This is a genomic window from Cupriavidus numazuensis (assembly GCF_905397435.1).
Taxonomy (GTDB): domain Bacteria; phylum Pseudomonadota; class Gammaproteobacteria; order Burkholderiales; family Burkholderiaceae; genus Cupriavidus; species Cupriavidus numazuensis.
On record NZ_CAJPVI010000038.1, the window covers coordinates 1 to 12,004 of the forward strand.

7 protein-coding genes, 1 tRNA gene and 3 pseudogenes are annotated in these 12,004 nt (G+C 64.5%); 2 read left to right on the plus strand and 9 right to left on the minus strand.

Annotation, left to right across the window (positions count from 1 at the left end):
• Positions 1–90: 90 nt before the first annotated feature.
• The 4 genes and pseudogenes from KHO41_RS26430 to KHO41_RS26445 form a co-directional block, all read right to left on the minus strand.
• Positions 91–1,055: pseudogene (locus tag KHO41_RS26430) on the minus strand (IS3 family transposase); the annotation flags it as partial.
• A gap of 992 nt (positions 1,056–2,047) precedes the next feature.
• Positions 2,048–2,707 carry an amino acid ABC transporter permease gene (locus tag KHO41_RS26435; RefSeq protein WP_211956219.1) on the minus strand — a complete coding sequence of 220 codons (660 nt, stop codon included), beginning with the start codon at positions 2,705–2,707 and terminating at the stop codon, positions 2,048–2,050.
• Between the two features lie 104 nt (positions 2,708–2,811).
• Positions 2,812–3,624, minus strand: coding sequence for a transporter substrate-binding domain-containing protein (locus tag KHO41_RS26440; RefSeq protein ID WP_211956220.1), 813 nt, complete (start codon positions 3,622–3,624; stop codon positions 2,812–2,814).
• Between the two features lie 206 nt (positions 3,625–3,830).
• Positions 3,831–5,111, minus strand: a complete 1,281-nt coding sequence (locus KHO41_RS26445; protein ID WP_211956275.1) for a D-amino acid dehydrogenase — start codon at positions 5,109–5,111, stop codon at positions 3,831–3,833.
• 117 nt (positions 5,112–5,228) lie between these two features.
• Here KHO41_RS26445 and KHO41_RS26450 point away from each other — a divergent pair.
• Positions 5,229–5,575, plus strand: a pseudogene (locus KHO41_RS26450) (LysR substrate-binding domain-containing protein); the annotation flags it as partial.
• A gap of 61 nt (positions 5,576–5,636) precedes the next feature.
• Entirely contained in the window at positions 5,637–6,971 is a 1,335-nt protein-coding gene (locus KHO41_RS26455) for a hemolysin family protein (RefSeq protein ID WP_211956221.1), read from the plus strand.
• Positions 6,972–7,134: 163 nt separating this feature from the next.
• Here KHO41_RS26455 and KHO41_RS41780 read toward each other — a convergent pair.
• From KHO41_RS41780 to KHO41_RS26475, 5 genes and pseudogenes are all read right to left on the minus strand, one after another.
• Positions 7,135–7,956, minus strand: a pseudogene (locus KHO41_RS41780) (phosphatase PAP2 family protein); the annotation flags it as partial.
• Between the two features lie 25 nt (positions 7,957–7,981).
• Complete coding sequence (locus tag KHO41_RS26460) at positions 7,982–8,824, minus strand: DUF1653 domain-containing protein (RefSeq protein WP_211956222.1); 843 nt, start codon at positions 8,822–8,824, stop codon at positions 7,982–7,984.
• Positions 8,825–8,993: 169 nt separating this feature from the next.
• Positions 8,994–9,083, minus strand: a tRNA-Ser gene (locus tag KHO41_RS26465).
• An 80-nt stretch (positions 9,084–9,163) separates the two neighbouring features.
• Positions 9,164–10,468 (minus strand): serine--tRNA ligase, encoded by a 1,305-nt coding sequence (gene serS / locus KHO41_RS26470; protein ID WP_211956223.1) that lies wholly within the window; start codon positions 10,466–10,468, stop codon positions 9,164–9,166.
• 113 nt (positions 10,469–10,581) lie between these two features.
• On the minus strand, positions 10,582–11,910 hold the full coding sequence (locus tag KHO41_RS26475) for a replication-associated recombination protein A (protein ID WP_211956224.1): 1,329 nt from the start codon (positions 11,908–11,910) through the stop codon (positions 10,582–10,584).
• Positions 11,911–12,004 lie beyond the last annotated feature (94 nt).

The window sequence follows — 12,004 nt, forward strand, 5'->3', positions numbered from 1 at the left end:
ACCCGATCGACAGGTCAACGCAAAGGCAGCTCGGCCAATCCCAGCACGGGTCAGATCGGTCCGACGTTCGAAGCGTATTTTGGACTGAGTGTCCCAGCAGTTTCCCTTGCGGCTCATCGAGCAGCGCATGCCGTATTCCTTCAGCTTTCGCTGGAAGTCGTGGCTGGCGTATTGGGACCCACGGTCCGAGTGATGTAGGGCGCCTGGCTCAGGCCTGCGCCGGAACCATGCCATCGTCAACGCGTCGATCACGATGTCCGCCGTCATGCGTGGCTTGATCGACCAGCCCACAACCTCCCGGTTGAACAGGTCCAGCACGACCGCCAGATACAGCCAGCCTTCATCGGTCCAGATGTAGGTGATGTCCGAGGTGAACACCTGGTTCGGCGCCGTCGGCGTGAAGTTGCGATCGAGTAGATTCTCCGCGACCGGCAGCTTGTGCTTCGAATCCGTCGTCACCTTGTAGCGCCGCTTATGCCGGGCCCGGATGTTGTTTTCGCGCATGAGCCGCTCAACCCGATCCTTGCCGGCCGGAAAGCCCCGAGCACGGATCTCCTCTGTCATCCGCGGCGATCCGTAGGCGCCCTTAACCTCGGCGTGAATGGTCCGGATCAAGGTCAGCAACTGCCCGTCGCTCAGCCGCTTGCGCTCAGGCTTGCCGCCGCGCTTCCAGGCTCGATAGCCGTTGTGGCTGACAGACAGGACCTCACACAGCGCCGACAGCGGATACTGCCGCCGCTGCGAGTCAATCCAGGCGAACTTCACAGGAGGTCCTTCGCGAAGAACGCCGCCGCTTTTTTTGCGATTTCAAGCTCCATCTGCAGGCGCTTGTTCTCGGCCTTCAGGCGCGACAGCTCCATCTGTTCCGGCGTGACGGCCTTCGTGCCGGTGCCGTTGAGCGTGCCCGCATCAGATGCCTTCACCCAGTTGCGCAGTGTCTGGCCTGACATCCCCAATTCTCGGGAAACAACAGCTACCGCCTGCCCGTCCTTGACGCGCTTCACGGCCGCAGCCTTGAACTCCGCCGTGTATGCCTGGTTTGGTACCTTGAACATCCTCTTTTCCTTCCGTTCGGTCGACTTTATACACGACCTACTGGAAGGCGAAATTCCGGGGGAAGCTCAGTTGGACCGCGGGAGTGCAAGCCCAATTGGTTACTGGTGCCTGCAAGCACGACAAAAAGATAGGGCCACTCCCGGCGAAATCCATCAGGGCCAGCAGGCGTTGCCTGCACCGCAAGGCCGGATATAAGTCTGCAGCCAATCCTGTTGAAGCCTGATGTTGACGTTACCTTGCAAACCGGGGCGCGTTCATATAAGTAACCAAAAAGCGCGTCGTTGCCGCTGGCCATCAATTCCACGGTGGCAGTAGCTCAAACGGCTTTGGACGCCTGCGATGGTGGTCAGTGGTTCGACCCTGCTACGCCATGTGAGTCAGAACCTGTGCCTCACGCGGCACGGCTTTTGGACGATCCCCAAGACGGACTCGGGTACAGCGTTTCAACCAGGTCAGTGGTGGAACGCCTTCGGCTGCGCTGCGCGCACGTCGTAGTCTGGGGGCAAGCTCATCAGCGTGAGCTGGCGCACGAGTCCCGATTTCCTCTCTCTACGCGCATGCAATGCGCCCAAGGCATCGTCGCTGAGGCGCCGTTCGGGTCAGACCTTCGCGGTCTTACTCCGAGCCGCGCGTAGCGCAGCCGTAGGCGTCCCCGTGAAGGCGATATTAGAAGGGACCACTCCGTAATCCGGGTTCGCTCGTACGCGCTGTCCCATCCTAATCATCTACGCGGCAGGCAGTCCAGCGGTCCTCTGATGCCACAACTGCATTGAGCCCTGGATTGACCACGTAAACGCGCTTTTGCCTCCTTTTGTCGCTCGGACAAAAGGAGGTCGCCGGCTACGCCGGCGAAACAGCCGCGCCAGCGAAGAGCGATAACCCACCCTCAACGAGAAGCTCCGCCGGCTACGCCGGCGAAACAGCAGCACATGCCAAGACCGATACCCCCGCAATTCGGCGATGACCCTTTCTTATTTCATGGGACCGGCGTTCAGTGCCGCCCAGGCAACGACAACCGTCGCTCCAGCACATGCTGCAGCCCCGATAGCCCGGTGCTGAGCACCCAGTAAATCGCCGCCACCGCAAGATAAAGCGGCAACGGCTGATAGGTCGCCGCAATGACTTCCTGCGCCGTGCGCAGCAGTTCCGTCACGGTAATGACCGACACCAGCGAGGTGTCCTTGATCAGGCTGATCAGGCTGTTGGAAAGACTCGGCACCGCAAGACGCAGGGCCTGCGGGCCGACCACGTAGCGCAGTGTCTGCGCTCGCGTCAGGCCCAGGCTGTACGCTGCCAGCCACTGGCCGCGCGCAATGCCGAGAATCGCACCGCGCATGCTCTCGGACAGGTAGGCGCCGACATTGAGGCTCAGCGTCAGCACGCCCGCAGGCGTCGGCTCCAGCGCGATGCCGATACCGGGCAAGCCGTAGTAGACGACAAAGATCTGCACCAGCAGCGGCGTGCCGCGCATGATGCTGACGTACGTGCGCGCGATGCCCTTCAGCACCGCGCTGTGGCTGATGCCCATGAGCGCCACCACCATGCCCAGCACCAGCCCGAAGGCCATCGACCACAGCGCGAACTTGATGGTCAGCAGCGTGCCCTGCAGCAGCACGGGCATGGAATCGGAGATGAGCTGGAGCGCGGACATAGGGGAATCGCCGGAAAGATGCGCGCATCATACGGCCTGCCGGCATGCACGCAAACCCCGCGCAGCCTGTGGCCGGGCGGGGTATTGGTATGACAGGTGTGGATTTACTTGCCGGGCTTGGTCACGTCCGACCCGAACCACTTCACCGACAGCTTGGTCAGCGTGCCGTCCTTGCGCAGGTCATCGAGCGCATGGTCGATAGCCTGGGCGAATTTCGGGTTGTCCTTGCGGAACGGGATGGCCACTTCCGCATTCGCGCCCGCCACCACCGCGCCCGGACGCAGCGGCAGGTTAGCGCTCTTGATCAGGTAGGTGACCATCAGCCGGTCATTGAGCGCGGCATCCACGCGCTGCGCAGCCAGATCGCGCAGATATTCGGGCGCGCCGGGATAGGTCTTGACGTCGATGCCAGGCACCGATTTGGCGAGCTCGTTGTAGTTGCTGCCCAGGCTCACGCCGAGCTTGTGGCCCTTCAGTTCTTCGAGCGACTTGAATTCGCGCTTGTCATCCTTGCGCTGGATAAGCTGCGCGGCCGAGTAGACATAAGGCGTCGAGAAGTCCAGCACCTGCTTGCGCTGCGGTGTCACCGAGACCTGGTTGACGATCACGTCGAACTTGCCCGCCTGCAGACCGGCAATGATGCCGCTCCATTCCGTGGTGACGAACTCCGGCTTCACGCCGAGCTTCGCGGCGACGGCGCGCGCCACGTCTACGTCGAATCCATCCAGCTCGTTCTTGGGGTTGCGGAAGCCGAACGGCGGATAGGTGCCCTCCAGGCCAACCTTCAGCACGCCGGCCTGCTTGACCGTATCGAGCAGGTCCGCGGCGCTGGCCGCGGTAGCGCTCAGGCCGGCGGCGCCGGCGATCAGCGAGGCAGCCAGCAGGGATTTGAGCCAGCCATGACGAATCGATCGCATATGTTCTCCAGTGGGATGCGGACTGACCGGCGTCTCTTGTAAAGGCGCCGGCCGCTTGTGCTGCTATGAGCCTATATCGGCCTCAACACTACCGCAAACGCTATCGATAACGAAATAACGATTCATCATGGCTATATAACTGCCAAGCCTCCTTGCGTTCTACGAGGCATCCATCCGAACCACTACGGCAAGATGCCGCCGCGCAGCTACGCATGCGCGGCGGTGAAATCGTCGGCATTGACGGCAGGCTTGCGTCCGGCAAGCTGGTCGGCAAGCAGACCGGCGCTACCCATGGCCAGCGTGAAGCCGAGCGCGCCATGCCCGAGATTGAGCCACAGGCCGCGCAGGCGTGATGGCCCGACCATCGGCAAGCCATCAGGCGTCGCGGGCCGTAATCCTGCCCAGGGCTGCAACTGCGCGACCGGGATATCGGGCACGATTCCTTCAAACAGCGCGCGCGTCTGCGCCACCAGCGTGCCGACGCGCTCGGGATCGATCCGTGCGCCGCCACGCACGAGGTCGGCCATGCCCGCGACGCGCAGCGTATTGCCGATGCGCGCATAGACGATCTTGTTGGCGAAGTCCGTGATGCTGATATGCGGCGCCCGCCCACCATTCGACAGCGGCACGGTGATGCTGTAGCCCTTCAACGGCCACAGCATCGGCCGCACGCCCAGCGGGCGCAACAGCGGTACGCTGCCGATGCCGCCGGCAACCACCACGGCATCGGCCAGCACTACGCCCGCAGTCGTCTGCACGCCCGTAACGCGGTCTCCCTGCTGCACCAGACCCTGCACGTCGGTACCGAAACGCACCGTCACGCCCGGCCGGTGCTGCAGCAACCGTGCCAGCGACAGACAGAAGCGATGGCAATCTCCCACCTCCTCGCTCGGCGTGTAGATCGCGCCCGCGATCTCGTCGCGGATGCCCGCCAGCGCGGGCTCCAGCGCCACGCACGCGTCGCGTTCAAGTGCCTGCTGTTCGCAGCCGAGGCTGGCCTGGTAGTCGAGCAATCGCCGCGCCGATTCGAACGCGGCCCCATCGCGATGCACAATCAGCTTGCCGCGCCGCGCAAAATCGAAGTCGCTCGCCGTCCCGGCCCGGGCACCTTCGCTGGCCACGAACGCCTGCATCAGGTCGCGCGAGTAGAACGCCAGGCGCAGCAGCTTGCGCGTGGTGGCCTCGCTGGTCCCGGCATTGCAAGCGCGCATGAATGCGGCCAGCCAGCGCCACTGCGCGGGATCGGCCACGGGCCGGAAGCGCATTGGCGAATCGCGCCGCAGCAGCCAGCCGGGCACCTTGCCCATCACGCCCGGTCCCGCGAGCGGCGACACGTAGCTGTAGCTGAGCTGCCCGCCGTTGGCGAAGCTGGTTTCCTCGCCAGGGCCTTCATGGCGTTCGAGCACCGTCACCTCGTGGCCATCCTGCGCCAGGCGCCACGCGCTGGTCATGCCGACCACGCCGGCGCCCACGATCACTACCCGCATTGCCATCCTTGTCACTGTCTTTGCTGTTCATCCGATGGCAGCAGCGTAGTCGAGTTCATGCGCCTTGCCCAATGCCAATACGTGCCAGAATATGCCTTTAGGCTATGGGCTGGACGCTACGACGACAACAGCTCGCTGGGCCTGCTGGTGCGCCAGACCCTGGCTCGGCATGCGCTGGAGCCACATTCGACACTCGAAGTGCAGACGTATTCGCTGGCCTTGTCGCTGGTGGAAGCCGGACTCGGCATGGCGTTGCTTGACCAGTTCACGGCATTGAGCGCCAGTCGTGCGCGCGCCTCGCTGCACGCGGTACAGCCTGCCCTGCCGTTCGAAATCCAGCTGCTGCGCGCGAGCAGTTCGCGCAGGCCGCCGCAGTTCTCGCCGCCACCCTGCCGGACCAGCTAGAAGCGCCCGTCGCCAGCTTCGACGCCACCGCCGCCACTGCCGCAAGAGGACGCGATTGATTGACAGCCTCGCGCGGCCTGCACCATCATCAAGGCGCCCGAACGGTGCCCTCGTCCAGCCATGTTCGTACTGACCCTGCTCCTCCTCATCCTGATCAGCGCCTTCTTCTCGATTTCCGAGATCGCGCTGACCGCCGCCCGGCGCACCAAGCTTCAGACCCTGTCCGAACGCGGCGACCGCCGCGCCACCAAGGTGCTGCTGCTGAAGGAAGAGCCCGGCAACTTCTTCACGATCGTGCAGATCGGTGTGAACAGCGTGGCGATCCTGGCCGGTATCCTCGGTGAAAAGCATGTCTCCGACCTGGTATTCGCAGCACTGTCGCAGTACATGGACACCGGCATCGCGCAGCGCGTCGCCAATATCGGCTCGTTCCTGATCGTCACGCTGCTGTTCATCCAGTTTGCCGACCTGATTCCCAAGCGCATCGCGATGAGCTTTCCCGAGGTCTGCGCGCTCGCGGTAATCGATCCCATACTGACGCTGCTGCGCGTGCTCAAGCCGCTGGTCTACGTGTTCAACGCCGCCGCCGATGCCACGCTGCGGCTGTTCGGCCTGCCGACCAAGACCGTCGAGCAGATCACCACCGAAGACATCGCGGCGATGGTCGATGCCGGCGCGGAGGCCGGCGTGCTGCTCAAGCATGAGATCCACCTGATCGAGAATGTGTTCGAGCTCGATTCCAAGAGCGTCACGGCGATCATGACGCCGCGCGACGACGTGGTCTACCTGAGCCTGGACGAGACCGCCGACAGCGTGCGGCGCAAACTCGTGAACCAGCCGCACGCGCAATACCCGGTATGCGGCCACGATCTCGACGACGTGCAGGGCTACATCGATTCCAAGGACATCCTGCAGTTGCTGCTGGCCGACGAAACGGCAACGGTGATCGGCAATATCGGCAAGCACCACGACAAGAACGTGCTGGTGATTCCGGACACGCTGACGCTTTCCGAAGCGCTCACGCGCTTCCGCGAAATGCACGAGAACTTTGCCGTGGTGATGAACGAATACGGCCTGGTGGTCGGCATCGTCACGCTGGACGACATTGTCGGCGCGCTGATGGGCGACATCCTGTATTCGAGCGAGGACGAGCAGATCGTGCGGCGCGACGACAGCTCCTGGCTGGTGGACGGCCTGACGCCGCTGATCGACCTGAAGAAGGCGCTGGAGATCGACTCGCTGCCGGGCGAGGACTACGTCGACACCGTGGCAGGCCTGGTGATCTACGCGCTGAAGCGCATCCCGAAGAAATCGGAGTCGATCACCGTGGCGGGCTTCCGCTTTGAAGTGCTGGACATCGACCATCACAAGATCGATCAGCTCCTGGTGTCGCGCCTGACGGCCGGGACGACGGCGGCGCAGGGACAACAGTCGGCGCCGGAAGCGGGACGCTGAGCGCGCCCGCCTGGCGATACTGCTCGATCCTGTCGGGCAGGTGGAACGCCACGAGGTAGCCAGCGGCAGCCATGACCGCGAGCGCCGCGACGGTGCCCAGTTGCCATGCCGACAGACGCGCCGGCACATGCAGCGTGATATAGGCGGTGCCCAGCAGTGCAATCCACGCGAGCCCAAGCACGAAACCGGCCACCACGTCCGAGAGCCAGTGCATGCCCAGGTACAGGCGCGATAGGCCGATCGCCGCCACCGCCACGCTGGTCAGCGCCAGCACCGGCACACGCACGCGCCAGGGCTGGCGCAGGCAGATCAGGAAGGCGAGGAAGCCATAGGTCACCATGCTGCTGCTGGCGTGGCCGCTGGGGAACGAGTAGGACTCCAGCCCGCTGTAGATGCTTGCCGGACGATGGCGCTGCAGGCCGAACTTGAGCGCTATCACGCAGGCGCGCGCACCGAGCAAGGCAATCGCCCAGTACGCCGCGGCGGCCCATGCGCGCCGCCACGCCAGCCACGCAAAGACAGCGACGCCGACCACTACCGAGACCCGCGCGCCGCCAAGCTCGGTGATGGCGATCATGGCCACGTCAAGCCAGCCCTGACGCGCCGCGCGCAATTGGCCGAACACGGCGTGGTCCAGCGCGACCAATCCGCGCTCTTCGGCAATCCCGTCGACGAGCCAAAGCAGCGCGCCGCCGCAGGCCAGCAGGATCGCGCCTGCGGTGACGACGAGCAGCAACTCGGCCGCGTCGCGTTCCAGCATGCGCAGCGTCACAGCCCGAAGCCGCGATGGCGGCGCGCCCCCGTCGGCGGCGCGCTTCGACAATGCCGCCACGCCACCGGCGCGCCATGCGTCGAGCCGCCGCACCAGTGGCCGAAGGATGCCGAGCAATAGCGGAATCAGCCAGAACAGCATCAAGGCCGCCAGCGCGAACAGCGCCAGCATGCCCAGTGCCTGGGCCGGCATCAACGATCCCTGCACATCCATGGCCACTCCTGCCTCGTGCGCGTTTTCAGTCGGAGGCAACGCGCGCAATATTGGCGCGCGCCGGGGCCTCGCAATCGGCAAAAGCGTCGGTCACGAAGAGCCGTGGACGCTGAGCGAGCGTAGCGAGGAACGCAGCGCGGCGATCCCGGAAGGCCTGCATCAGCGGCTCGCCGGAAAGCCCAGTGTTCGCCGCGAGCAAGGCCCGGTTCTCCTCGAAGACAGCGAGGCTGTAGGCATCGAAGTCCGCCGCAGGCACTGCGAGCCGGTACAGATCAAGATCAAGCACCAGCGCCGATTCCGCGACAGTGGCCGCATGGGTATGCGTATCCAGCACGATCTGCGCGGCGAGTTGAACGATGCCGGCATCGACACCGGGCGCCATCGTTGCAATCAGCGCAGCCGAAGCGGCTTCGTTATGTTCGCAACCGGGGATATACACGGCGTCATGGAACAACACCGCCAGCGCTTGGGCAGGGTTCAGCGCCACGCCGCGGATACGGGCCTGCTCGAACATCTCGAGCACGTGCCGGCGGTCGTGGTAGTGCCGGTAAGGCGCGTCGTACAGCGCGAGCACATCGAGCACCGCCTTGCGCGGCAGGAAATCGAGGCAAGCCAGCGCAGCCGGCCAGTCGGGCGCAAAGCGTGGCACCGTACCGCTCGACGTTGCTACCGGCTCGCTGAAGACATCGGCAGTACGCACCCACAGCAGCGAACGGTCGCGCATCGCTTCGTACACGACGACCGGCGACAGGTCGGCTTCGAACCGACCAACGCCGACGACGGCATAGGCACCGCCCTTGTAGTGCCGGTATGGCATGCCGGGAACGAGGTCGGGGTCGCGGGGCAGTTCGGCGGGAGTGGATGTCATCGGCTGACCTTGGTAGTCCGGCCAGCATCAGGGCCGGTGAACGCGTGCCGGATCACAGCAAAACCGGCGCACAAAAAACAAAACCGACGCCTGTTTGCACAGGAGTCGGTTCGAGTTTTACTACAGTCTTCTTGTCTGCCGGTGGTCGAAACAGTCGGCAGCTTCTTGTTGGCGGAGAGGGTGGGATTCGAACCCACGGTACCGTCGCCGGTACGCCTGATTTCGAGTCAGGTACATTCGACCACTCTGCCACCTCTCCGGTAACTTGGTCGCGTTGCAGCGAAACCAAGATTATAGACAGGTTCCCGCAGCCAGCGCAAGAGGCCGGCATGCAGTTTTTTACAGTTCCGGTTCCAGGCGCGTGATGCCGCCCATGTACGGCTGCAGCACGGTCGGCACGGTGACGGAGCCGTCGGCGTTCTGGTAGTTCTCGAGGATGGCCACCAGCGTGCGGCCCACGGCCAGGCCCGAACCGTTCAGCGTATGGACCAGCTCCGGCTTGCCCTGCCCCACGCGGTAGCGTGCCTGCATGCGGCGCGCCTGGAAGTCGCCCATGTTCGAGCACGAGCTGATTTCGCGGTACGTGTTCTGCGCCGGGATCCACACTTCGAGGTCATAGGTCTTGGTGCTGCCAAAGCCCATGTCGCCGGTGCACAGCACGATGGTGCGGAACGGCAGGTCGAGCTTCTTGAGGATCGCCTCGGCGTGGCCGCTCAGCTGCTCGAGCGCGTCGAACGACTGCTCGGCCGGCACCACCTGCACGAGCTCGACCTTGTCGAACTGGTGCTGGCGGATCATGCCGCGCGTGTCCTTGCCGTACGAGCCCGCTTCCGAGCGGAAGCACGGCGTATGCGCAACGAAGCGCAGCGGCAGCTTGTCGCCCGCGACGATCGCATCGCGCACGATGTTGGTCAGCGGCACTTCGGCGGTCGGGATCAGGTAGAAATTTTCGGTCCGCTCGCCATCCTCGCCACCGACCTTGCGCGGCACCTTGAACAGGTCTTCCTCGAACTTGGGCAACTGGCCGGTGCCGCGCATCGACGCGGCATTGACGATGTACGGCACGTACATCTCGGTGTAGCCATGCTCCTGCGTGTGCGTGTCCAGCATCAGCTGCACCAGCGCGCGGTTCATGCGCGCCATGCCACCGCGCAGCATGGAGAAGCGCGAACCGGTCACCTTGGCGGCGGTATCGAAATCGAGGCCGAGCTTCTCGCCCACATCAACGTGGTCGCGGACTTCGAAATCGAACTTGCGCGGCTCGCCAACGCGGCGCACCTCGACGTTCTGGGTCTCGTCCTTGCCGACCGGCACGCTTTCATGCGGCAGGTTCGGAATCGACAGCATCAGTTCGGAGACCTGGGCCTGGATTTCTTCGAGGCGCGCGGCCGAGGCCTTGAGCGTATCGCCGATGCCGCCCACTTCCGCCATCACGGCCGAGGCGTCTTCGCCCTTGCCCTTGAGCATGCCGATCTGCTTGGACAGGCTGTTGCGGCGGGACTGCAGCTCCTCGGTCTGGGTCTGCAGTTGCTTGCGCTCGCCTTCGAGCGCCTGGAAAGCCGCTACGTCGAGTTGGAAGCCGCGCGTGGCAAGGCGTTGCGCCACGGCGTCGATGTCTTTGCGGAACAGCTGGATGTCGAGCATGTTGCGGTGTGGGAAGTGCGGGGCCGGCGACATGCCGGCGGACCTGCCATTTTACTTCACCCGGGCGGCCTGCCGTACCCGATCAGCACGCACAAGCCGCCTTATTCCACCGGTCAGCCCTTGGTTTTGTGCTCTCGATGCCAGGCCGCGTCGAGTTCGCGCAGGTGGCGCAGCTTCTCGGCGATCTTGCCTTCCAGGCCGCGCGGCACCGGCTGGTACCAGTCCTGCGCCTTTAGATCGTCCGGGAAATAGTGCTCGCCCGCCGCATAAGCCTCGGGCTCGTCATGCGCGTAGCGGTAGGCGTGGCCGTAGCCGAGTTCCTTCATCAGCCGTGTGGGCGCGTTGCGCAGGTGCACGGGCACCGCACGAGACTTGTCCTTCGACACGAAAGCACGTGCTGCGTTGTACGCGTTGTAGCCGGCGTTCGACTTGGGCGCCACGGCCAGGTAAATCAGCGCCTGCCCAAGCGCCAGCTCGCCTTCCGGCGATCCGAGGCGCTCGTAGGTCTCGGCGGCGTCCAGTGTGATGCGGGCGGCGCGCGGATCGGCCAGGCCAATGTCCTCCCACGCCATGCGCACGATACGCCGCGCGAGGTAGCGCGGATCGGCACCGCCGTCGATCATGCGGCAGAACCAGTACAGCGCGGCGTCGGGGTCAGAGCCGCGCACCGACTTGTGCAACGCGCTGATCTGGTCGTAGAACGCATCGCCGCCCTTGTCGAAGCGGCGCAGGTTCTCGGACAGCGCGCTGCCCAGCAGCGCGGTATCGATCTCGGTCGTGCCTGCATTGCGCGCAGCGCGGACCACGATCTCGATATTGTTCAGCAGCTTGCGGCCATCGCCATCGGCGGACGCCACGATCAGCTTCAGCGCTTCTTCGTGCCATGTGATGCCGCCCAACTCTTCGCTCGCGCGCTGCGCAAGCTGCGTGAGCTCGGCATCGTCGAGGCTTTTCAGCACATACACGGCCGCGCGCGACAGCAATGCGCCATTGACCTCGAACGACGGGTTCTCGGTGGTCGCGCCGATGAACGTGAACAGCCCGCTTTCCACGTGCGGCAGGAACGCGTCCTGCTGGCTCTTGTTGAAGCGATGAACTTCATCGACGAACACCAGCGTGCGGCGTCCGTGCGCGCGGAACTGCTCGGCGCGCTCGACCGCTTCGCGGATGTCCTTCACGCCGGACAACACGGCCGACAACGCGATGAACTCCGCGTCGAAGGCATCGGCCATCAGCCGCGCGAGCGTGGTCTTGCCCACGCCGGGCGGGCCCCACAGGATCATCGAATGCGGTTCGCCGGACTCGAATGCGACGCGCAGCGGCTTGCCCGCTCCGAGCAGGTGCTGCTGGCCAATCACCTCGTCGATATTGCGTGGACGCAGGCGCTCGGCGAGCGGTTGCCGGGAACGGTCGGGAGAATCGGAAAACAACGTGTCCGCCACGGTATTCAGGCCTCGAAAATCGCCAGCTGCAAGGCATCGGCGTGGTTGGCGCAAAGGGCGCCAGGGAACGTGAGAGTGTAGACCATTGTTCCGC

Bases quoted from the DNA above. Each gene is read 5' to 3' on its own strand.
- KHO41_RS26435 (WP_211956219.1), bottom strand. From the start codon at position 2,707: ATGTCCGCGCTCCAGCTCATCTCCGATTCCATGCCCGTGCTGCTGCAG.
- KHO41_RS26440 (WP_211956220.1), bottom strand. From the start codon at position 3,624: ATGCGATCGATTCGTCATGGCTGGCTCAAATCCCTGCTGGCTGCCTCG.
- KHO41_RS26445 (WP_211956275.1), bottom strand. From the start codon at position 5,111: ATGCGGGTAGTGATCGTGGGCGCCGGCGTGGTCGGCATGACCAGCGCG.
- KHO41_RS26455 (WP_211956221.1), top strand. From the start codon at position 5,637: ATGTTCGTACTGACCCTGCTCCTCCTCATCCTGATCAGCGCCTTCTTC.
- KHO41_RS26460 (WP_211956222.1), bottom strand. From the start codon at position 8,824: ATGACATCCACTCCCGCCGAACTGCCCCGCGACCCCGACCTCGTTCCC.
- serS (WP_211956223.1), bottom strand. From the start codon at position 10,468: ATGCTCGACATCCAGCTGTTCCGCAAAGACATCGACGCCGTGGCGCAA.